Annotated in this window: 23 protein-coding genes; 12 read left to right on the top strand and 11 right to left on the bottom strand. The window is 69.7% G+C overall.

Annotation, left to right across the window (positions count from 1 at the left end; translation table 11 throughout):
- The first annotated feature begins 13 nt into the window (after positions 1-13).
- Complete coding sequence (kstR, locus tag A6I89_RS22885) at positions 14-652, top strand: cholesterol catabolism transcriptional regulator KstR (protein WP_005515654.1); 639 nt, start codon at positions 14-16, stop codon at positions 650-652.
- A 67-nt stretch (positions 653-719) separates the two neighbouring features.
- Positions 720-3,284, top strand: coding sequence for a trehalose-phosphatase (gene otsB, locus A6I89_RS22880; protein ID WP_022594006.1), 2,565 nt, complete (start codon positions 720-722; stop codon positions 3,282-3,284).
- On the opposite strand, the gene A6I89_RS22875 is transcribed toward otsB, so the two are convergent.
- Positions 3,281-4,372 carry a LacI family DNA-binding transcriptional regulator gene (locus tag A6I89_RS22875; protein ID WP_013414821.1) on the bottom strand — a complete coding sequence of 364 codons (1,092 nt, stop codon included), beginning with the start codon at positions 4,370-4,372 and terminating at the stop codon, positions 3,281-3,283. The genes otsB and A6I89_RS22875 overlap by 4 nt on opposite strands.
- Positions 4,373-4,541: 169 nt before the next feature.
- On the opposite strand from A6I89_RS22875, the gene A6I89_RS22870 reads away from it, so the two are divergent.
- The 3 genes from A6I89_RS22870 to A6I89_RS22860 are packed head-to-tail and all read left to right on the top strand — an operon-like array spanning position 4,542 to position 7,233.
- Positions 4,542-5,495 carry a metal ABC transporter solute-binding protein, Zn/Mn family gene (locus A6I89_RS22870; RefSeq protein WP_044990444.1) on the top strand — a complete coding sequence of 318 codons (954 nt, stop codon included), beginning with the start codon at positions 4,542-4,544 and terminating at the stop codon, positions 5,493-5,495.
- On the top strand, positions 5,492-6,337 hold the full coding sequence (locus A6I89_RS22865; protein ID WP_022594001.1) for a metal ABC transporter ATP-binding protein: 846 nt from the start codon (positions 5,492-5,494) through the stop codon (positions 6,335-6,337). Before A6I89_RS22870 ends, A6I89_RS22865 begins: the two co-directional genes overlap by 4 nt.
- Complete coding sequence (locus A6I89_RS22860) at positions 6,334-7,233, top strand: metal ABC transporter permease (protein WP_022593999.1); 900 nt, start codon at positions 6,334-6,336, stop codon at positions 7,231-7,233. Before A6I89_RS22865 ends, A6I89_RS22860 begins: the two co-directional genes overlap by 4 nt.
- A 66-nt stretch (positions 7,234-7,299) precedes the next feature.
- On the opposite strand, the gene A6I89_RS22855 is transcribed toward A6I89_RS22860, so the two are convergent.
- The 3 genes from A6I89_RS22855 to A6I89_RS22845 are packed head-to-tail and all read right to left on the bottom strand — an operon-like array spanning position 7,300 to position 9,523.
- Entirely contained in the window at positions 7,300-7,758 is a 459-nt protein-coding gene (locus A6I89_RS22855) for a GNAT family N-acetyltransferase (RefSeq protein WP_022593997.1), read from the bottom strand.
- Positions 7,759-7,811: 53 nt separating this feature from the next.
- Complete coding sequence (locus A6I89_RS22850) at positions 7,812-8,699, bottom strand: dihydrodipicolinate synthase family protein (protein ID WP_013414817.1); 888 nt, start codon at positions 8,697-8,699, stop codon at positions 7,812-7,814.
- The gene (locus A6I89_RS22845; RefSeq protein ID WP_005515664.1) at positions 8,696-9,523 is read right to left on the bottom strand and encodes an aldolase; all 828 of its coding nucleotides are present in this window, start codon (positions 9,521-9,523) and stop codon (positions 8,696-8,698) included. The genes A6I89_RS22850 and A6I89_RS22845 overlap by 4 nt, the downstream gene beginning before the upstream one ends.
- A 159-nt stretch (positions 9,524-9,682) precedes the next feature.
- On the opposite strand from A6I89_RS22845, the gene A6I89_RS22840 reads away from it, so the two are divergent.
- The 4 genes from A6I89_RS22840 to A6I89_RS22825 all read left to right on the top strand — a co-directional run bounded on the left by A6I89_RS22840 (position 9,683) and on the right by A6I89_RS22825 (position 12,518).
- Positions 9,683-10,231: a helix-turn-helix domain-containing protein gene (locus A6I89_RS22840; protein ID WP_005515665.1), complete on the top strand. Its 549-nt coding sequence runs from the start codon at positions 9,683-9,685 to the stop codon at positions 10,229-10,231.
- 98 nt (positions 10,232-10,329) lie between these two features.
- Positions 10,330-11,106, top strand: coding sequence for a thioesterase family protein (locus tag A6I89_RS22835; protein ID WP_044990442.1), 777 nt, complete (start codon positions 10,330-10,332; stop codon positions 11,104-11,106).
- A 48-nt stretch (positions 11,107-11,154) separates the two neighbouring features.
- Positions 11,155-11,913: a LamB/YcsF family protein gene (locus A6I89_RS22830; protein ID WP_005515667.1), complete on the top strand. Its 759-nt coding sequence runs from the start codon at positions 11,155-11,157 to the stop codon at positions 11,911-11,913.
- A complete protein-coding gene (locus tag A6I89_RS22825) occupies positions 11,913-12,518 on the top strand; it encodes a 5-oxoprolinase subunit B family protein (protein WP_013414813.1) in 606 nt (201 codons plus the stop codon). The genes A6I89_RS22830 and A6I89_RS22825 overlap by 1 nt, the downstream gene beginning before the upstream one ends.
- Before the next feature lie 163 nt (positions 12,519-12,681).
- Here the strand turns inward: A6I89_RS22825 and A6I89_RS22820 are convergent, their stop codons facing one another.
- Positions 12,682-13,371: a ZIP family metal transporter gene (locus tag A6I89_RS22820; RefSeq protein ID WP_013414812.1), complete on the bottom strand. Its 690-nt coding sequence runs from the start codon at positions 13,369-13,371 to the stop codon at positions 12,682-12,684.
- A 46-nt stretch (positions 13,372-13,417) separates the two neighbouring features.
- Here A6I89_RS22820 and A6I89_RS22815 point away from each other — a divergent pair, with 46 nt between their 5' ends.
- A complete protein-coding gene (locus tag A6I89_RS22815; protein WP_044990473.1) occupies positions 13,418-14,281 on the top strand; it encodes a 5-oxoprolinase subunit C family protein in 864 nt (287 codons plus the stop codon).
- A 3-nt stretch (positions 14,282-14,284) separates the two neighbouring features.
- On the opposite strand, the gene rlmB is transcribed toward A6I89_RS22815, so the two are convergent.
- Genes rlmB through carD form a run of 5 tightly spaced genes read right to left on the bottom strand, consistent with a single transcriptional unit; the run spans position 14,285 to position 18,335 of the window.
- Complete coding sequence (gene rlmB, locus A6I89_RS22810; RefSeq protein WP_005515672.1) at positions 14,285-15,250, bottom strand: 23S rRNA (guanosine(2251)-2'-O)-methyltransferase RlmB; 966 nt, start codon at positions 15,248-15,250, stop codon at positions 14,285-14,287.
- On the bottom strand, positions 15,250-16,659 hold the full coding sequence (gene cysS / locus A6I89_RS22805) for a cysteine--tRNA ligase (RefSeq protein WP_022593990.1): 1,410 nt from the start codon (positions 16,657-16,659) through the stop codon (positions 15,250-15,252). The genes rlmB and cysS overlap by 1 nt, the downstream gene beginning before the upstream one ends.
- A gap of 11 nt (positions 16,660-16,670) precedes the next feature.
- The gene (gene ispF / locus A6I89_RS22800; RefSeq protein WP_013414809.1) at positions 16,671-17,147 is read right to left on the bottom strand and encodes a 2-C-methyl-D-erythritol 2,4-cyclodiphosphate synthase; all 477 of its coding nucleotides are present in this window, start codon (positions 17,145-17,147) and stop codon (positions 16,671-16,673) included.
- Between the two features lie 13 nt (positions 17,148-17,160).
- Complete coding sequence (gene ispD, locus A6I89_RS22795) at positions 17,161-17,844, bottom strand: 2-C-methyl-D-erythritol 4-phosphate cytidylyltransferase (protein WP_013414808.1); 684 nt, start codon at positions 17,842-17,844, stop codon at positions 17,161-17,163.
- A gap of 2 nt (positions 17,845-17,846) precedes the next feature.
- Positions 17,847-18,335, bottom strand: coding sequence for an RNA polymerase-binding transcription factor CarD (gene carD, locus A6I89_RS22790; RefSeq protein ID WP_005515676.1), 489 nt, complete (start codon positions 18,333-18,335; stop codon positions 17,847-17,849).
- A 297-nt stretch (positions 18,336-18,632) separates the two neighbouring features.
- Here carD and A6I89_RS22785 point away from each other — a divergent pair, with 297 nt between their 5' ends.
- Positions 18,633-19,229: a copper chaperone PCu(A)C domain-containing protein gene (locus tag A6I89_RS22785; protein ID WP_044990441.1), complete on the top strand. Its 597-nt coding sequence runs from the start codon at positions 18,633-18,635 to the stop codon at positions 19,227-19,229.
- 78 nt (positions 19,230-19,307) lie between these two features.
- Positions 19,308-20,696 carry a DNA repair protein RadA gene (gene radA / locus A6I89_RS22780; RefSeq protein WP_041673837.1) on the top strand — a complete coding sequence of 463 codons (1,389 nt, stop codon included), beginning with the start codon at positions 19,308-19,310 and terminating at the stop codon, positions 20,694-20,696.
- Between the two features lie 3 nt (positions 20,697-20,699).
- On the opposite strand, the gene A6I89_RS22775 is transcribed toward radA, so the two are convergent.
- Complete coding sequence (locus tag A6I89_RS22775; RefSeq protein WP_037084636.1) at positions 20,700-21,260, bottom strand: PaaI family thioesterase; 561 nt, start codon at positions 21,258-21,260, stop codon at positions 20,700-20,702.
- Positions 21,261-21,302: the final 42 nt, after the last annotated feature.

The raw sequence follows: 21,302 nt of genomic DNA, 5'->3' as shown, positions 1-21,302 counted from the left end.
AAGGAAACTGTCGATGACCACCTCATCTCGATCCCGCTCCACCGGGGGTACGGTCTCGACCCTCAGCGAAGACGATCTCAGCTCCAACGCTCAGCGTGAGCGTCGCAAGCGGATCCTCGACGCGACCCTCACCCTCGCATCCAAAGGCGGCTACGAGGCCGTGCAGATGCGTGCGGTGGCCGAGCGCGCCGACGTCGCCGTCGGCACCCTCTACCGCTACTTCCCCTCCAAGGTGCACCTGCTGGTGTCGGCCCTGGCGCGCGAGTTCGAGCGCATCGAGTCCAAGGGCAAGATCCCCCCGGGCCACAGCCCGCTCGAGCGGATGCAGCTCATCCTGGGCCAGATCACCAAGGCGATGCAGCGCGATCCCCTCCTCACCGAGGCCATGACGCGCGCCTTCATGTTCGCGGACGCGTCCGCGGCGGCGGAGGTCGATCAGGTCGGCAAGCTCATGGACACGTTGTTCGCGCGGGCCATCACCGACGGTGAGCCCACCGAGGAACAGCTTGCCGTCGCCCGTGTCATCAGCGATGTATGGCTGTCGAATCTCGTGGCGTGGCTCACTCGTCGCTCGTCGGCAACCGATGTCGCCAAGCGCCTCGAACTGACCGTCGAGCTGCTCCTCGGTGACGGGTCGAAGACCCCGTTCTGACCGGATCCGACGGCCGCAACCCGAACGCAGCGCGCCAGCCCGTCCGCAATCGCTTAGGTTTGAAGCTGTGAGCGCTCTGGATCTGCCGATCGAACTTCGCCGGGCCCTGTCCACCGTGGCCCGGACCCCTCGCCTGCTCGTCGCGTCCGACTACGACGGCACGATGGCGCCGATCGTCAGCGACCCCGAGAAGGCCTATCCCCACGCGGAGTCGGTGCGGGCCCTGCGCGCGCTGGCCGGCCTGGCCGCCACGACGGCCGCCGTCATCTCCGGACGCGCACTCAAGGACCTGGCGACGCTGTCCCGCCTGCCCGCCGAGGTGCAGCTCGTCGGCAGCCACGGCTCGGAGTTCGACGTGGGCTTCGTGCACGCGATCGACGCGAATGCCCGCAAGCTACTGGGCGAGGTCACGGCGGAGCTGTCGCGGATCGCGGACCTGCATCCCGGCGTCACCGTGGAGACCAAGCCGGCCAGCGCCGCGCTGCACGTGCGCAACGCCAGTCCCGAGGTGGGTGCGAAGGCACTCGCCGCTGTGCACGCCGAGGCGGCCCTGTGGACCGGCGTGCAGGTGACCGAGGGCAAAGCCGTCATCGAGCTCGCGGTCGTCGCGACCGACAAGGGCAACGCGCTCGACATCCTGCGCCACCAGGAGGCCGCGACAGCTGCGGTCTTCTTCGGCGACGACGTCACCGACGAGAAGGCGTTCGGGCGCCTCCAGGGTCCCGATCTGGGCATCAAGGTGGGCGAGGGCGAGACCCGCGCCCAGTACCGCGTCGAATCCACCGAAGACGTCGCGGCCGCGCTGGCGTTCCTGCTCGAGGAACGGCGCACGTGGCTCTCGGGAGCCGACGCTCCACCGATCGAACGCCTGACGATGCTCGCCAGCCCTCGCTCGGTCGCTCTCATCACGCCCGACGCGAACATGACCTGGCTGTGCCATCCCGAACCGGATTCGGCGGCGGTGTTCGCACACCTACTCGGAGGCACCGAGGCCGGCCACTTCAGCGTCGGCCCACAGCGAGAGGCGCTGCCGCTGAGCCAGCAGTACCTCGACGGCACCATGACGGTACAGACCCGCTGGGCCAGCCTCACGGTCACCGATTACCTGCCGCACGACGTCCAGCCGAGCCGCACCGACCTGACCCGCGTCATCACCGGGCGCGCGAAAGCGGTCGTCAGCTTCGCACCCCGCCCGGAGTTCGGTCAGGTTCAGGTACAACTCGAACCCGACACCGACGGGCTGCGGGTCTCGGGCACGAGCGAGCCGATGGTGCTGCGTTCCCCCGGCGTGCACTGGGACATCACCAGCGACGGCACCCAGCAGACCGCACACGCGGTCGTGGACCCGTCGCAGGGCCCGATTGTTCTCGAACTGCGTTGCGGTACAGAGGATCTGAGCCCATCCCTACTGTCGGAGCCCGAGCGCCGGGAGATCGCCGAGTCATACTGGCGAGACTGGGCGCACACGCTCGATCTGCCGCCCCTCAAACCGGACCTGATGAAGCGGTCGGCCCTGACGCTACGCGGACTGGTGCACGCACCGAGCGGATCGATCCTCGCAGCTGCCACGACATCGCTGCCCGAGGAGATCGGGGGCGTTCGTAACTGGGACTATCGCTACTGCTGGCTGCGCGACGCAGCACTCACCGCGTCGGCCCTCGTCAGCCTCGGATCGCTGGAGGAGGCCGAGAACTACCTCGAATGGGTGCACGGGGTGCTCGAGACGCTCCACGGCCCGGAGCGGTTGCACCCCCTCTACACGCTGTACGGAACCGGCCTACCGCCCGAGGCGGTCATCGACTCACTCCCCGGATACGCGGGTTCCCGTCCGGTGCGCGTCGGCAACGCCGCGAACCAGCAGGTCCAGCTGGATGTGTTCGGTCCGATCGTCGACCTGATCTCCGATCTAGCCCTGGCCCGGCAGAAGAAGGGCATGGCCGGATCGGATGCGGTCACCGACCGCGACTGGGAACTGGTCTCCGCCATGGTCGAGGCCGTGGAGCGTCGCTGGAGCGAACCGGACCACGGCATCTGGGAGATCCGTGACAATCCCCGGCACCACGTGTACTCGAAGGTGATGGGTTGGCTCACCGTCGATCGCGCGCTCACCCTCGCCGAGAAGTTCGGCCGCCGGGCGGGCGAGACGTGGCCGGCGCTGCGCGACGAGATCGCCGAGGAAGTCATCGAGAAGGGGTGGAACGCCGACGTCGAGTCGTACACCGCCGCCTACGACGGCAGCGACCTGGACGCCGCGACCCTGCACATCGGCCTGTCCGGGCTGATCGACCCGCAGGACGAGCGGTTCGCGGCGACGGTGCTGGCGACGGAGCGGGAGTTGCGCAGCGGGTCGACCGTGTACCGGTACCACCACGACGACGGACTGCCGGGCATCGAGGGCGGCTTCCATCTGTGCGCCGCCTGGCTGGTGGAGGCGTACCTGCTGATCGGGCAGCGCTCCGACGCGGAGGCGTTGTTCAAGCAATTGGTGAACGCGGCGGGCCCGACCGGCCTGCTGGCCGAGGAGTACGACCCGGTGGCCGAGCGCTCGTTGGGCAACCATCCGCAGGCGTACAGCCACCTGGGCCTGCTGCGGTGCGCACAGTTGCTGAGTGCGGACGCGAAGGTCCGCTAGGGCTCGGGCGGGGAGGCCGCGGTGTGCCCGCGCACCAGTTCGGTCTCGAGCATCTCGACGGTCGTGACGCCCGAGTCCGACCCGGACATCAGCAGCGCGCCGGCGCGGCGGCCCTTGTCCTCCTGCGGTTGACGCACCGTGGTCAGGCCTTCGCGTAGTGCCTCCTCGATCCCGTCGAAGCCGGTGATCGACACTCGGCCCGGAACGTCGAGGCCCTCGCAGCGTGCCCAGTCCAGCGCACCGAGCGCGAGCACGTCGGTGGTGCACACGAGTGCCGTGATCTTCGGGTTGACCGCGAAGGCCTGCGCGGCCGCGGAGTGCCCGGACTGCGCGGTGTGCTCGAAGCGTTCGACGACCGTGAGCGACGACGGGTCCAGACCGGCGTCGGACATCGCGTCCCGGACGCCGGCGATCCGCTCGCGCTGGACGTGGAAGTTGGGGGCGTGCAGACGTTCCCCCTGCACGACGCCGTCCGCGCGATCCCGACCGAGCCGCATGCACAGCACGCCGATCTCCACGTGTCCGAGCGTGATGAGGTAGTCGGCGACCTTCCGCATGGCGCCCCGGTCGTCGATCCCGACGAGCGACGCGCCCGACATTTCCCGGGGCTGGTCGCAGATGACGGTCGGCAGGTGCCGCTCCCGCACCGCGGCCAGGTAGGGGTCGTCGTCGGCCACGGAGTACACGACGAAACCGTCGACACCGGCCTGCTGCACCACCGCGGCGGCGTCGACGTCGTCGCGCCCGGGCCCGGCCGGAACGAGCAACAGGCCCTGGCCGGCGGCTTCGCAGGATTCGGCGAGGCCCGCGAGGAAACTCATCGCGGCGGGATCACGGAAGGAGTAACTGAGCGCCTCGGTCAGCAACAGGCCCACGGCACCGGCGCGGCGGGTGCGCAACGAGCGGGCGACCGGGTCGGGCCCGGGATAGCCTCGGCGCTTCGCCGCCTGCAGCACACGTTCGCGGAGTTCGGCCGACAGCTGGTCGGGACGGTTGTACGCGTTGGAGACGGTCGTCCGCGAGACCTTCAGCTCGGCGGCGAGCGACGCCAGAGTGGCTTGGCGACGTGGCTGTCGAGACCTTGGCATAACGGGACGGTAGCGGTTCGGACGCGTCAGGGCGAACTGGAACCCGCCCCGGACCGATACGACCTGCACGGTTTCCGCTAAAGTGAAACGGAAACGATTACCAATAACGTTTGGGCCCGGTCCCGGGCCGACGATCTTCCGAGTCGTGATCAGGAGAGAAGAAGTGCGCATGCCCCGAAGGTTCCGTTCCACTCGAACCACAGCGGCGGCGTTGGGCGCCGCCCTCGCAGCCCTGACACTCACCGCGTGCGGCACCTCCCCCGACTCCGACGGCGAAATCCGCGTCGTCGCGTCCACCAACGTCTGGGGCAGCGTCGCGCAGGCCGTCGCCGGCGACCGACTCGAGGTCACCTCGATCGTCACCGAACCGTCGGCCGACCCGCACTCCTACGAGGCCAGCCCGGCCGACGCCGCGAAGATCACCGATGCGTCCCTGGTGGTCCTCAACGGCGGCGGTTACGACCAGTTCGTCGAGGACGTCCTGAAGTCCGCCGGTGACAAACCGGCCGTCGACGCTTTCGATCTGTACGAGGAGCGCACCGGCACCCACGCCACCGAGTCCGCCGAGGAGCATGCGGGCCACTCGCACGGGTCGGTCAACGAACACGTCTGGTACGACATGCCCACCGTCGACGCCACCGCCGACGCGATCGCCGTGGAACTCGGCAAGCTCGACCCCGAGGGCGCCGACGTCTACAACCGCAACGCCGCGGCGTTCCGCGACCGGCTGCGCCAGGTGTCCGAGACGACGGCCGGCATCGCCGCCGCCCACCGCGACGCGCCGATCGCGCAGACCGAGCCGATCGCGCACTACCTGCTGCAGGCCGCGTCGCTGAAGGACGTCACCCCCGCGGCGTTCACCAGCGCCGTCGAGAACGGCACCGACCCGTCGCCGGCGTCGATCGCCGAGACGCGACAGTTGCTGGCGGACAAGAAGGTACGTGTCCTGGTCTACAACTCGCAGACCGTGGACAAGGTGACCGAGAACATCCGCGAGAACGCCGAGAACGCGGGCATCCCGGTCGTCGAGGTGACCGAGACGCTCCCCGAAGGCATGGACTTCGTGCAGTGGCAGACCGCTACGGCGCAGTCGCTCGCCGACGCCCTGAACGGTGCGTCGTGAGCAGTACCCCCGCCGTCGAACTACGCGACGCCTGCCTGTCGTTCGGTGAGCGCACGCTGTGGTCCGACCTGAACCTCACCGTGGAGCAGGGCGAGTTCATCGCCGTGCTCGGTCCCAACGGCTCCGGAAAGACGTCGCTGCTCAAGGTCCTGCTCGGACAGTTGGCCCCGACGTGCGGCACCGTCCGCATCGCCGGTACCCCGGCGCGGGCGGGCAACGCCCACGTCGGATACGTGCCGCAGCAGAAGTCCCTCGACGAGGGTCTGCCGCTGCGCGGACGCGACCTGGTCGGTCTCGGCGTCGATGGACACCGCTGGGGCACCGGCCTGTTCGGCCGCGCCGGACGGCGCGCGATCGTCGACTCCGCCATCGCGCAGGTGGGTGCGCAGGCGTACGCCGACGCCCCCATCGGCTCGATGTCGGGCGGCGAACAGCAGCGGCTGCGCATCGCGCAGGCCCTCGTCGGTGACCCCAAGGTGTTGCTGTGCGACGAGCCGCTGCTCAGTCTCGACCTGGCCAACCAGCACCGGGTGTCCGAACTGATCGACCGTCGACGCCGTGACCACGACACCGCGGTTCTGTTCGTCACGCACGAGATCAACCCGATTTTGCCGCTCGTCGACCGCGTCCTCTACCTGGTCGACGGCAAGTTCCGGATCGGGACACCCGAAGAGGTCATGACCTCCGCGGTGCTGTCCGAGCTGTACCGCACCGACGTCGAGGTGCTGCACGTGCGCGGCCGTCTCGTCGTCGTGGGCACCGGCGACGCCATCGACGCGCTCGGCAGCGGCGGCGGCCCGCGCCCCGGCGAGGGCGTCCACCACACCGAGGACCACGCATGAGCAACAAGTTCACCGACGCGATGTCGCACCTGCTCGACTTCTCCGCGACCGCGGACCTGCTGCGCTACGACTTCGTCCAGCAGGCGCTGATCGCGGGCGCGATTCTCGGCCTGCTGGCCGGCGTGATCGGCCCGCTGATCGTGAGTCGGCAGATGTCGTTCGCGGTGCACGGGACGTCGGAGCTGTCGCTGACCGGCGCGTCGGCCGCGCTGCTCATCGGCGTCGGTGTCGGCATCGGTGCCGTCGTCGGGTCCGTCGTCGCGGCCGTCCTCTTCGGCCTGCTGGGAACCAAGGCACGCGAACGCGATTCGGTGATCGGCGTGATCATGGCGTTCGGTCTGGGTCTGTCGGTGCTGTTCCTGTGGGCGTACGACGGCCGCACCGGCACCAGTTTCTCCCTGCTGGTGGGACAGATCGTTGCCCCCGGCAACTCGGGTCTGGCACTGCTGTTCGGTTGCGCGGTCGTCGTGCTCGGCACGCTGGCGGTGATCTACCGGCCGCTGCTGTTCGCCAGCACCGACCCCGAGGTCGCCGCCGCCCGCGGGGTTCCGGTGCGCGCCCTGTCGATCGTGTTCGCGGTGCTCGTCGGCATCACCGCGGCGCTGGGTGTGCAGATCGTCGGCGCGCTGCTCGTCATGGCGCTGCTGATCACCCCGGCCGCCGCCGCCGGGCACGTCACCGCGAACCCGCTCAAGGCGACGGTGCTGGCCGTGCTGTTCGCCGAGCTGGCCGCCGTCGGCGGCATCCTGCTCTCGCTTGCGCCGGGTGTTCCGGTCTCGACGTTCGTCACCACGATCTCGTTCGTTATCTACCTGGTGTGCCGGGCAATCGGCGCGTCGCGGCGGCGGTCGGCGGGACGCGTGGTCGTCCCGGCCGGCGAGCACCTGCACGCCTGAGTCGAGCCCCCACGTGAAAGCGCTACCACCCGCGGGTGGTAGCGCTTTCACGTTCTGGAGGTAGTACTACGTCGCGGCGGGAAGCGCCTCGTAGGTGACCCAGTTCGTGCGCTTCGCGAGAGTGTCGTAGAGCGCCTGAGCCTGGTGGTTGTCCTCGGCGGTCACCCACTGCACCAGCGCGTGGCCCTCCGCGGCGGCCATCTCGGTGAGCCGGCCGATCAGGGCCCTTCCCACACCCCGGCCCCGGGCCGCGGGATCGGTGAACAGGTCGTCGAGGAACAGGCCGGTGGTTCCGGTGTACGGCGACGAGAAGCGGCGGTGGTGCGCGAACCCGAGGATCTCGCCGTCCACCTCCGCGACGAGGGCCTTGCACTCGTGCCGGGGATCCATGAACCAACCCCAGGCGCGGGAGACGACCTCCTCCGATTCGGGCAGTTCGTAGAACTCGCGGTACGCGCGGAACAGCACCCGCCAGCGGGCCTCGTCGGCGGGAAGGAGGAACCGGATCTTCGTCGTGGTTGCCATGGTCGTGCTCCTGTCGGTGGTCGAGAGTCGTGCGATGTGGGTGGACCGTCCCGCTACCGGGTGGCGGCGGCGATCAGGTCCCTGAGACGAGTGGATTCGGGTTCCCCGAGGGGAAGTTGCGGCAGGCGCGGAACACCGGCCTCGACACCGATGCTGCGGAGACCGGACTTGATGGTGGTCGGGAGTCCGCGGCTGACGATCATGTCGAGGAAGGGGCGGATCCGGCGGAAGATCTCGGCGGCCTCGTCGTCCCGACCGGCAGTGACCGCGCGACGGAACTCGACGATGCGGTCGGGGATCAGACACGGCGCCGCCGTGCACCACCCGACGGCCCCTGCCCGAAATGCCTTCTGCGCAAGCGGATTGCTGCCGTTGAAGAACGGGAGCGTGCCGCCGCTGAGGTCGGCGAGCCGGTGCATACGGGCGATGTCCCCGCTGGATTCCTTCACCATCGTGATGTTCTCGACCGTCGAGACGAGGTCGAACAGGAACTCCGCGGACATGTCGATACCCGTGGTGGCCGGGTTGTTGTAGACCATCACCGGGATGCCGACGGCGTCGGCGAGGGTGGTGAAGTGCTGCCGGAGCTCGGCCTCGGTCAGGCGCCAGTACGAGATCGGCAGCGCCATCACTGCCGTCGCCCCGAGCCGCTCGGCGATCTGGGCGCGACGGACCGTGCCGGCGGTCGTCAGGTCGGACACTCCGACGACGGTCGGCACCCGGCCGTCGATGTGCCGGATGGTCTCGGCCGCGACCGTGATCCACTCGTTTCGGTCGAGATAAGCACTCTCGCCGGTGCTTCCGAGGGGAGCGATCGCGTCGACTCCCGCCTCGATCATGCGGTCGAGCAGCAGCTGCAGGACGTCGACGTCGATCCGGGCGGGGTCGCGGAGGTCGAACGGGGTCACGGGATACGCGACGATTCCGCTGATGTGGGTCACCGTGCAGTCCAATCGGGTTCGGCGGTCGGATTCGAGAGGTCGTGGTCGATCGCGTCCGGGTGCGAGCGCAGCGCCCGGCGGGCGTAGTAGCCGAAGTTCGCCTCACTGCGCCGCGGGGTCAGCGTCCAGTCGTGCGCTTCCTTCGCCAGCCGCGGCGGGAGCGGCTTGATCTCGCCCGCCGCCATGGCGAGCAACTGCAGCCGGGCCGCGCGTTCGATCAGGTGTGCCGACGAGCAGGCCTCCTCGATCGTCGCCCCCACCACCAGCTGTCCGTGGTGCGCGAGCAGGATCGCCCGCTTGTCTCCCAGTGCGGCGGAGATGATCTCGCCCTCCTCGTTGCCGACGGGCACCCCCGGCCAGTCGGGCAGGAACGCGCAGTCGTCGTAGAGCGGCGCGGTGTCCATCTGCGAGATCTGCAGCGGGATCTCGAGCATCGACAACGCCGCCGCGTGCAGCGGATGCGTGTGGACTATGCAGTTCACGTCCGGCCGCGCCCGGTAGATCCAGCTGTGGAACCTGTTGGCCGGGTTCGCCATTCCACTCCCTTCGAGAACCTGCAGGTCCTCGTCGACGAGCAGCAGATTGCCCTCGGTGATCTCGTCGAACCCGAGCCCCAGCCGCTGCGTCAGAAAGGTTCCCGGCCGCGGACCGCGCGCCGAGATCTGACCCGCGAGCCCGGAGTCGTGACCGGCGTCGAACAGCGCACGGCACGTGAGGGCGATCTTCTGCCGATCCGTCCACTGCGCCGTCGACACCTCGGTGAGCATCGCCTTCTCGGCGGTCTTCATCAACTCGGCCTTACCGAGCTTCATCGTCGTCGCCATCCTCGTGGCTCCCTTCAACCGAAACGCGTGAGTGACACATCGAGCACTATATGACACAAGGTGTCCTATTGTGCAACAGAGTAGATCGATCGTTAGGGTGGGAGGGCGCGCGAGGACGTCGGTCCACGCCGTGCGCGGAGCGAGAGAGAGGTTCGACGGATGGCGGCGCTACTGAGGTCGCATCGACGGCGGGCAGGCCTGACGCTGGAGGCACTGGCCGAGGACACCGGGTTGACCAAGAGCTACCTGTCGAAGGTCGAGCGGGGAATCAGCACACCCTCGATCGCGGTGGCGCTCAAGATCGCCCGCGCCCTGGACGCCGACGTCAGCCAACTGTTCTCCGACACCCCCGACAACAGCGTGATGGCGATCGAGCGGCACGCCGAGCGCGCGCAGGTCGATGCCGACGACGACAGCGCCGTCTACGACGCGATCGCCACCCGGATGATCGGTAAGGCCATGCAGCCGTTCATCGTTCATCCCACGACGCAGCCCCGCTCCGACTACATGGAACACCCCGGCGAGGAGTTCGTCTTCGTCAAGGAGGGCACCGTCGAGGTGAGCATTCCCAATCAGGTCATCACCCTCGACGCGGGCGACAGCCTGTACTTCGACGCCAACACCCCCCACCGCGTCCGATCGGTGTCGCCGACGCGGGCCGTCCTGGTGGTGGTCGTGCACGACGGCAACGGCTGCAGCGCGCCGTAGACACCCGTTCACCCCCGATCGGGGGTGCCCGAATATGGGGTCGTCGCCCTAGATTCGGAATCGAATCGTCGGCAGGCACTAGTGCGCAGGAGAGAACGATCCACTACTTCGAACGGCTTTCCGAGACGAGCTTCCGCGCGAGCAACCACACCGGTGGCGCGTGGAACACCGAGGAACAGCACATCGCACCCGCGCTCGGACTACTGGCGCACGCAATCGAAACCGACCGCGACCGGCGCCGTGACGACCGTCCGGCCATCGGCCGCCTGTCCTACGACATCCTCGGCACCCTCCCGATCGGCGTCGTGGACACGGCCGTCCGGACACTGCGCGCCGGGCGCACGATCGAACTGGTCGAGGCCACACTCAGCCACGACTGCCGGCCCGCCGTGGTGGCGCGGGCCTGGCTGATGCAGTCCTTCGAGACCGCACCGTTCGACGGCACCCCCTTCCCGTCCATCGCCGCACCCGACGCCATGCCGACGTGGGACGCGACCACCGTCTGGCCGGGTGGGTTCATCGAGTCCGTCGACGTGCGCCGCGACCACGTCGAACCCGGACGCGCGTCGTTCTGGGTGCGCACCCCGATCCCGCTGGTCGCAGACGAGCCGGTCAGCGCCGTCGCCCGAACGGCCGGCGTGCTCGACATCGCCAACGGCATGGCCACTCGGGTCAGCCCCGCCGAGGTGGCGTTCCCCAACCTCGACCTCACCCTGCACCTGTTCGCCGAACCGGACGGCGAGTGGGTCGGGTTCGACACGTCCGTCAGCTTCGGCGCCTCCGGGATCGGACTGACCCACAGCACCGTCAGCGGCGTGCGCGGCCCGATCGGAACGTCGTCGCAGATCCTCACGGTGCGGCCCACCGCCCGGTAACCCGTCGCGGGCGGCCGGTACCGCATCGCGCGGAACTAGGATCGAGGCGTGGCGATGATCGATCTCAACAGCGACCTCGGCGAGAGCTTCGGCGCGTGGACCCTCGGCGACGACGCGGCGATGCTCGACCTCGTGACGAGCGCGAACGTCGCCGGCGGATTCCATGCCGGCGACCCCGCGACGCTGCTGCGCACGTGCCGGGACGCGACGGCCCGCGACGTCCGGATCGGCGCCCAGGTCGGCTATCGCGATCTGGCCGGGTTCGGTCGCCGCTTCATCGACGTCTCCGCCGCGGACCTCACGGCCGATGTGATCTACCAGATCGGAGCCCTCGACGCCCTCGCCCGCACCGCGGGATCGGCCGTCACGTACGTCAAACCCCACGGCGCGCTGTACAACGCGATCGTCCACCACCGTGATCAGGCGCGGGCCGTCGTCGACGCCGTGCGGGCCGTGAACCCGTCGTTGCCGGTGCTCGGCCTGCCCGGGTCCGCGTTCCTCGAGGAGGCGGAGAGCGCCGGACTCCGTGTCGTCACCGAGGCCTTCGCCGACCGCGCCTACACCCCCGAGGGCACGCTCGTCCCCCGCACCGAACCGGGCGCCGTCGTGCACGACCCCGACGTCGTCGCGAAGCGGGTTCTGCAGTTGGTCACGACGGGCACGATCGAGGCGATCGACGGCACCCCGATCGTCGTCCCGGCGGAGACGATCTGCGTCCACGGCGACACCCCCGCCGCGGTCGCGATGGCCGCGGCGATCCGAAAGCTGCTCGACGCCGAGAAGATTCACGTGAAACCGTTCGTCTGATGCGCATCCTGGACATGGGCGATCGGGCGCTGCTGGTCGAGTTCGACGGACTCGACGCGACGCTCGCCCACTTCCGCGGCATGACCGCCGACCCGCACCCGGCGGTCACCGATCTGGTGCCCGCCGCACGCACCGTGCTCGTGCGGTTCCGCGGAGTCCGCCCCGACCACGTCGCGGCGTGGGTGCGCTCGACCGACCCGATCACCGCCGACACGCTGCCGCCCACCGCGCCCGTCGAGATCCCGGTCCGCTACGACGGCCCGGATCTCGACGAGGTCGGCACGCTCACCGGTCTCGGAGCCGACGGCGTGATCGCCGCCCACAGCGGGCAGACGTGGACGGTCACGTTCGTCGGGTTCAGCCCCGGCTTCGGATATCTGGCCGGCCAGGATTCCCGCCTGCACGTGCCCCGCCGGTCGTCACCCCGCACCACGGTCCCGGCCGGCGCCGTCGGGCTGGCCGGGGAGTTCTCCGGGATCTACCCGCGCAGCTCCCCCGGCGGCTGGCAACTGATCGGCAGCACCGCCGAACCGATGTGGGACGTCGACCGCGATCCGCCGGCCCTCCTGCAGCCGGGAGCGGCCGTCACCTTCCGCGCCGTCTGATCCGCCCCCGTATCCCGCCCCTCCGCTCCACCCCTCCCGGCCGCACCCTCCCGGCTACCGCGTTTTGCGCACTTAGCGCGCCCCACGCCCCGCGATTCTCGCGACAAGTGCGCAAAACGCGGGGTGGGGCGGGGATTGTCGCGACATGTGCGCAAAACGCGGGTCAGGCGCCGAGGGCGAAGGCGACGAGGAAGCCCAGGGCGGTGGAGACCCCCACCCACCAGCCGCCCTCCCGATAGGCCTCGGGCATCAGCGAGTCGGCGAGCACCGCAATGGTCGCGCCGCCCGCGAAGGCCTGGATGACGGCGATGTCGCCGTCGGAGATGTTGTCGGAGACGGCGTTCGCGCCGACCACCACCAACACCAGGACCGCCGCGGTGATCGCCCAGACCCCGAACGCCCGACGCGAATCGAACCCGGGTTGCTTACGCATCGACGCCGCGCCCGCAACCGATTCGGGGACGTTGCCGACCGCAACCGCCACGAGCAGCACCACTCCCCCGCCCTCCATGAGCGAGACGCCCAGCGCGGTGTTCTCCGGGATCCCGTCGAGCAGCGACCCCAGCATCAGCGCCCAACCCAACGCGGCCGGCCCGAGCTTGTTCTCGACCAGATGATCCGCGACGACGTACACGAGCGCACCCGCGAGCAGCGCCGTGCCCGCGACCCACACTCCCTCGATCGCGAACGCCGGCGCGAACAGCTCCGACGACACCGCCGCAACCATCGTGCCGGCACCGAAAGCCATCAACGCTGCGAGCAGCGGCCTGGGCAGGTTGTAGCGCAACCCGATCCACGCCCCGAACAACAACGGCAGAGCCGTTCCGAGACCGTACAGCGCAGCTGTCAGCATCGATCGATCGTAGTGACCACCGCCCGAAATGCGCGACAATCGACGCATGGCATGGCTCGAAGTCCTGCGCGCCGGCGCACGCACCACCGTCCAGGACCGCGGCCGGCCCGGACACGCAGCCCTGGGAGTGGGGGCATCCGGCGCGGCCGACGTCGTCGCTCACGATGCCGCCAACCGCCTCGTCGGAAACGGTCCCGACGCCGCCACCCTCGAGGTGACGCTCGGCGGTCTGCGAGCACGGCTGCACGGAAACGCGACCGTAGCGGTCACCGGCGCACCGACGCCGCTGACAGTGAACGGCGTACCCCGACCGCTCTTCTCGCGCCTCCACCTTCGGGACGGCGACGACATCGCGCTGGGCATCGCGCCGGCCGGCCTGCGCACCTATCTCGCGGTGCGCGGCGGCATCGACGTCCCGCCGGTGCTCGGCAGCCGGGCCACCGACACGCTCTCCGGGATCGGTCCGGCACCGGTTCGCGCCGAGGACCGCCTGCCCGTGGGCGACGCGCACCGCGAACTACCCGCCGAGGACTTCATCCCGCCGCCGGCCCCCGCCGCAGACCCCGTCGAACTCCGGGTCCGGATGGGGCCCCGCGCCGACTGGTTCACGCCGGCCTCGCGTTCCGCACTGGTGCAACGACTGTGGACCGTCACGACCGACACCGACCGGGTGGGGGCTCGGTTGGACGGTGCGGGCCCGCTGCACCGCGCCCGCACCGGCGAACTGCCCAGCGAGGGCATGGTTTCCGGAGCCCTGCAGGTGCCACCGAACGGAATGCCGGTGCTGTTCCTGGCCGATCATCCGGTGACCGGCGGCTACCCGGTGATCGCGGTGGTCCTCGAAGACGACATCCCGGCCGCAGCGCAGCTGCGGCCGGGATGTCGGATCAGGTTCCGGAAGGTGCTCTGACGCTCAGCTCCGGCGCTGGCGCGCGATCTCGGACAGCACGACGCCCGCCGCGACGGACGCGTTGAGCGACTCCACCTCGCCGGCCATCGGGATGCTGAGGATCGAGTCGCAGGTCTCGCGGACCAGGCGGGACAGGCCCTTGCCCTCCGAGCCGACGACGATGACGACCGGACCGGTGCCCTCGTAGTTGTCGAGGCTCGTGTCGCCGCCCGCGTCGAGGCCGACGACCTGGACGCCCTTGCTCTGCCAATCCTTGAGGGTGCGGGTGAGATTCGTGGCACGCGCGACGGGCAGCCGTGCGGCGGCACCGGCGCTGGTGCGCCACGCGACGGCGGTGACACTGGCGCTGCGGCGCTGCGGGATCACGACACCGTGGCCACCGAACGCGGCCACCGAGCGCACGACGGCACCGAGATTGCGCGGATCGGTGATGTTGTCGAGCGCCACCAGCAGTGCCGGCTCCTGCCGGGACCGCGCCGCGGTGAGGAGGTCGTCCGGATGCGCGTACCGGTACGGGGGCACCTGGAGCGCGATGCCCTGGTGCATGCCGTTGGCGCTCATACGGTCGAGGTCGGTGCGCGGCACCTCGAGGATCGAGATTCCCGCGTCCGCCGCCCGCTGCACCGACTCCTTGAGCCGGTCGTCGGTCTCGGCGCCCACCGCGACGTACAGCGCCGTCGCCGGCACACCCGCACGCAGGCACTCGACGACGGGGTTGCGTCCGAGCACCATCTCCGGCGAGTCGTCGGCCCGACGGATCGCCGCCGCCCGCTGCATCTGCCGCTGGTCCGCCGCGCGCGCGGCCGCCCGCGCCTTCTTGGCCGCGGGATGCTTGGTGCGCGCCTCGGCGGGCGGCGTCGCACCGCGACCCTCGAGGCCCTTGCTGCGCTTGCCGCCGGATCCGACGACCTGGCCCTTCTTGGTGCCACCCTTGCGGATCGCACCGCGCCTGCTCGAATTACCAGCCATCACTTACCCGATTCGTTGGAAGAAGCTTGCTCGAGCGACCACTCGGGTCCGCTCGGAGTGTCGGTCACGGCGATGCCCGCCGCAGCCAACCGGTCGCGGACCTCGTCGGCCACCGCCCAGTTCTTGTCGGCCCGCGCCTGCTGGCGCCGGTCGAGTTCGGCCTGCACGAGCACGTCGAGTGCACCCATCGCCGCCGCGTCGTCCGACGCAGCGGTCCACTGCTCGTCGAGCGGATCGACGCCCAGGATCCCGAGCATCGCCCGGACCTGGCCGGCGAGCGCCCGCGCGCCGGCCGCGTCACCGGACTCGAGCGCGATGTTGCCCTCGCGTACCCGGCCGTGGATCTCGGCAAGGGCCGCAGGCACGTTCAGGTCGTCGTCGAGCGCCGCCGCGAACTCCTCGGTCCACTTGCCGACCTGGACCTCGCCGGCCCGCTCGGCCGTCCGCTGCACGAACGACTCGCAACGCCGGTACCCGGCGGCGGCCTCCTGCAGCGCCTCCTCGGAGTACTCGAGCATCGACCGGTAGTGGGCGCTGCCGAGGTAGTACCGAAGTTCCTGCGGGCGAACGAGTTTGAGTACGTTCGGCACCGAAAGCACGTTGCCGAGCGACTTCGACATCTTCTCGCCCGACTTGGTGACCCAGCCGTTGTGCAGCCAGTACTGCGCGAAGTCGTCACCGGCGCACTTGGCCTGCGCGATCTCGTTCTCGTGATGCGGGAACACCAGATCCAGTCCGCCGCAGTGGATGTCGAACGCCTGGCCGAGGTAGAACACCGCCATCGCCGAGCATTCGAGGTGCCATCCGGGCCGGCCCGGACCCCACGGTGTGGGCCACGACGGCTCGCCCGGCTTGGCGGCCTTCCAGAGCGTGAAGTCCCGCGGATCCCGTTTGCCCGCACCGGCGCTCTCGCCCTGGTGGACGTCGTCGAGCTTGTGCCCGGACAACCGCCCGTACTCGGGGAAGCTCCGGACGTCGAAGTAGACGTCGCCGCCCGACGCGTACGCGTGGCCGTTGTCGATGAGCCGCTGCATCATCTCGACCATCTGGGTGACGTGCCCGGTCGCCCGCGGCTCCACCGACGGCGGCAGCACACCCAGCTGCCGGTAGGCCCAGTCGAACGAACGCTCGAACGTCGCGGCCCACTCCCACCACGGGCGGCCCGCCTCGGCGGCCTTGTTCAGGATCTTGTCGTCGATATCGGTGACATTTCGCACGAACGCGACGTCGTAGTCGTGCGCGAGCAGCCAGCGGCGCAGCACGTCGAACGCGACGCCACTGCGGACGTGGCCGATGTGAGGTTCGCCCTGGACGGTGGCGCCACACAGGTACACCGAGGCATGTCCGGGGGTCAGCGGGACGAAGTCACGCGGAGCCCGTGTCACGGTGTCGTATAGGCGCAGGGTCACGACGAGCGATTCTACCGGGCGCTAGCAGCGGGGATGATCAGCGCGGTCGCCACCGCGGCGATGCCCTCGCCGCGACCGGTGAGCCCCAGTCCGTCGGTGGTGGTCGCCGATACCGAGACCGGTGCACCGAGGACGTCACCGAGCACCCGCTGGGCCTCCTCGCGGCGCGGACCGATCTTCGGCCGATTGCCGATGACCTGCACGGATGCGTTGCCGACGGTGTAGCCGGCGTCACCGAGCAGACGTCGGACCTCGGTGAGCATCCGCACACCGGAAACCCCGTCCCACTCGGGTCGGCCGGTGCCGAACACCGAACCGAGATCGCCCAGACCGGCCGCCGAGAGGAGTGCGTCACACAGCGCGTGGGCGGCGACGTCACCGTCCGAGTGCCCGGCGCAGCCGTCGACGTCGTCGAACAACAGACCGGCCATCCAGCACGGACGGCCCTTCTCCACGGGATGGACGTCCGTACCGATTCCGACTCGCACGCTCTCGGGCTCCTTACTCGGGTCCGGCCTGCCCGAGCAGTACCCGGGCCAGCGCGAGATCCCACGGGGTGGTGATCTTGAATGCCTCGGGCTCGCCGACGATGGTCCGGACCGGCTCGCCGAGCCGCTCGACCAGGCCGGCGTCGTCGGTCGCGTCCCCGTTCACGTCCTCGTACGCCCGACGCAACAGGTCGGCGTCGAAGCCCTGCGGGGTCTGGACCGCTCGCAGTTCCGAACGCGGCGGTGTGCCCGTGACGGTGCCGAGCACGTCGACGGTCTTGATGGTGTCGCTCACCGGCAGGACCGGCACGACCGCAGTGCGACCGGCCTGCAGTTCCGCCACGACGCGGGCGATCAACGACGGCGGCGTCAGTGCCCGCGCGGCGTCGTGCACCAGCACCAAACCGGCTTCGGGCGCCGCGGCGAGACCCGCACGGACCGAATCCGCGCGCTCCTCACCACCGACGACGACGAGCACTCCCGCGGGCAGGTCTGCCCGAGCCGCCTCGACGAGTTCGTCGGGAACGATCACCACGACGGTGTCGACGACGCCCGAACCGAGGAGTCCGTCGACGGCGCGGCGCAGCATGCTGCGCCCACCGAGTTCGACGAACGCCTTCGGCACGGGCTCACCCAGCCGAACACCACGTCCGGCTGCAGGGACCAGCGCTACGACCGGCCCCCCGTTGTCACTCACTGTCAGGATGCTGCGGCCAGGACCTCGTCGAGGATGATCTCCGCCTTGGCGTCGTCCGTACCTTCCGCCAGGGCCAGCTCACCCACGAGGATCTGACGCGCCTTGGCCAGCATCCGCTTCTCGCCGGCCGACAGGCCGCGATCCTGCTCACGCCGCCACAGATCACGCACGACCTCGGCGACCTTGTTCACATCACCCGAGGCCAGCTTCTCCAGGTTCGCCTTGTAACGGCGAGACCAGTTCGTCGGCTCCTCGGTGTGCGGCGCACGAAGCACCTGGAACACCTTGTCGAGACCCTCCTGACCGACCACGTCACGCACGCCGACGTACTCGGCGTTCTCCGCGGGAACGCGGACGGTGAGATCACCCTGCGCGACCTTCAGAACGAGGTATTCCTTCTGCTCACCCTTGATGGTGCGGGTTTCGATCGCCTCGATCAACGCCGCTCCGTGATGGGGGTATACGACGGTGTCTCCGACCTTGAAAATCATCTGTCCCGTGCCCCTTTCGATCTTTCGAGTTTAACACGTGACCAAACGATCGTCCCATCAACGGCGCAGGTCAGGGGCGTCGTTACCTGATCTTAGGGGTTGACAGAGTGCCCCAACCGTGCATTTCGACCCCCCTCGGAGACCCCTCCGGAGCACCCCCGCGGACGCCCGATCCTGTACTCCGCCAACCGTTGCGCGCCCGACACGACCTCGTAACGAGTACCCAGAGTGCGGCGCCTCGAGGGTGACTACTACTCTGCCTAGTGGATTGTGAACCTGACCCATGGAGGACAACCCGTGACTGCTCTCACTGCGTCGCCGACTCGCCGAGTCATGGCCGCCGTCGCTCTCGCCGCCGGCGCGACGCTCATGCTGTCCGCGTGCGGAGCGGGTCAGATCTCGCAGACCGCGACCCAGGTCGCTGCCATCAACGGCAACCAGGCCACCAGCGGTGACGTCGCGCTGCGCAACGTGCACGTCGTGTACCCGAACTCCGAGGAGTTCAGCATCGAGCCCGGCGGCGACGCCGAGCTCGCGTTCACCGCTGTCAACCTCAGCGAGTCGAAGTCGGACCGCCTGAAGTCCATCAAGACGGACTACGCCGGCTCGGTGAAGATCGACGAGAAGGACGGCACGCTCGAGATCAAGCCGCAGTTCGCGCTCGGCGCCGGCAACCCGGACGTCTCGGTTCCCGAGGAGGCGCCCGAGCACGTCAGCCTGATCGACGTCACCCTCCAGGACATCCGCGAGGGCGTCCGTCCGGGCCTGACCTTCCCGGTCATCTTCACGTTCGAGAACGCCGGCGACATCGTCGTGCAGGTCCCGGTCGACGCCGGCCCGAAGACCGAGCGCCACGAGTCGGAGAAGTCCCCCGTCGTGTCCGAGGGGCACTGACCCACAGCACGTGAAGGAAGGCCCGGGCGACAGTGTCGCCCGGGCCTTCCTGTCTGTGGCAGCCACTAGGATTCCCGGGTGGCCAAACCCAAATCCAGCTTCAGGTGTTCGTCGTGTCAGCACACGGTTGCCAAGTGGGTCGGCCGCTGCCCCGAGTGCGGCACCTGGGGGTCCATGGACGAGGCCCCGGTCCTGGCAGCGGTGACGTCCCGCCCCGGAGCCTCGCTGGCCCGCGCGGGCGCGGCGGCACTGCTCCCGTCCACACCTGCGACGCCCATCACCCAGATCGACGGCAAGACCACGCGTGCCAAGGCGACCGGCGTGGACGAACTCGACCGGGTCCTCGGCGGCGGAGTCGTCCCCGGATCGGTGGTGCTGCTCGCCGGTGAACCCGGCGTGGGCAAGTCGACGCTGCTGCTCGAGGTGGTCCACCGGTGGGCCACCCGCAGCGCCGACGACCGCGCGCTGTACGTCACCGGCGAGGAGTCGGCGGGACAGGTGCGCCTGCGCGCGGACCGCACCGGCGCGGTGCACGAGCGGGTCTACCTCGCCGCGGAGTCCGATCTGGCGACGGTTCTCGGTCACGTCGAGCAGGTCCGCCCCACGCTGCTCATCGTCGACTCGGTGCAGACCATGCTCGCGGCGGACGTCGACGGTGTCGTCGGCGGTGTCACGCAGGTGCGGGCCATCACGAGTGCGCTGACGTCACTCGCGAAAGCCAGCGGCGTGCCGGTGCTGCTCATCGGCCACGTCACCAAGGACGGCGCGGTGGCCGGCCCGCGGTCGCTCGAGCACCTGGTCGATGTCGTGCTGCACTTCGAGGGCGACAAGCACTCCACCCTCCGCATGATCCGCGGCATCAAGAACCGGTTCGGCGCCGCCGACGAGGTGGGCTGCTTCGAACTGCGCGAGGACGGCATCGTCGGCGTGAGCGACCCGTCCGGCCTGTTCCTGCACCACCGACTGGACGAGGTGCCCGGCACCGCCGTGACCGTCACGATGGACGGCAAGCGTCCACTGCTCGGCGAGGTGCAGGCACTCGTGGCGCCCACCCACAACCCGTCGCCGCGGCGGGCGGTGAGCGGACTCGACTCGGCGCGCGTGTCGATGGTGCTGGCCGTGCTCGAGCGCCGGCACTCGATCAAGCTCTCCGACAAGGAGGTCTACGCCGCGACCGTCGGCGGCATGCGGATGACGGACCCGTCGTGCGATCTCGCGCTCGCGATCGCGGTGGCGTCGGGCAGCAAGGACCGTCCGATCCCGGCCGGCACCGTCGTGCTGGGCGAGGTCGGCCTGGCCGGCGAGGTCCGCCGGGTGAGCGGCGTCGGCCGCCGGGTCGCCGAGGCCGCGCGCCTGGGCTTCACGCGCGCGGTGGTTCCGGTCGACTCCGGCGAACTACCGAAGGGCATCCGGGCGATCGAGGTCGCGAACGTCGGAGATGCCTTGCGGGCGTTGAGTCTTCGCTGAGCGTCAGACCGCGGAGGTGCCGAACGGCGACGTCGGCTGACCGTCGACGAACGCCGCGGTGGGCGCGAAATGCTCCGGGTTGACCGTCAGGAACAGCCCGCGCGAGGTCGCGACCGGGGTGTTCGGGTCGGTGCCCGGTCCCTCGACGATGAACGCCTCGGAGGTCGTGTAGGCCTTGCGCCGGACGGTGCCCTCGATTCGCGCACGGAACTCGAGCACCGAGCTGAGCGGGATGGGCCGGGCGAAGTCGATCTCCAGGTGCGCGGTGACGACCGGGCCGCCGAGCACCATGCACGCCATGCCCTGGACCTCGTCGAACGCGGTCGACAGGATGCCGCCGTGGATCACACCCGGTCCGCCCTGATAGCGGTTGGCCACCTCGAGCCGACCGGTGACGGTCAGGTCCTCGCCGGCCTGGAAGGTCATGGCCATACCGGCGGGCTGGTCGTCGCCGCAGCCGAAACACTTGGACCAGTGCTGCGGGAGCGGTTCCCCGGGAGCGGGGTACCAGTCCGGCACCTCCGGAAGAACGAGGTCATCGGGCAAGGTCCAAGTACTGCTCACAACTAGGTAATGTAGATGCGGCCCGACCGCGGCCCGTATGCG

This window comes from Prescottella equi (genome assembly GCF_002094305.1).
Lineage (GTDB): Bacteria > Actinomycetota > Actinomycetes > Mycobacteriales > Mycobacteriaceae > Prescottella > Prescottella equi.
This window is presented reverse-complemented; position numbering and strand designations above follow the sequence as displayed.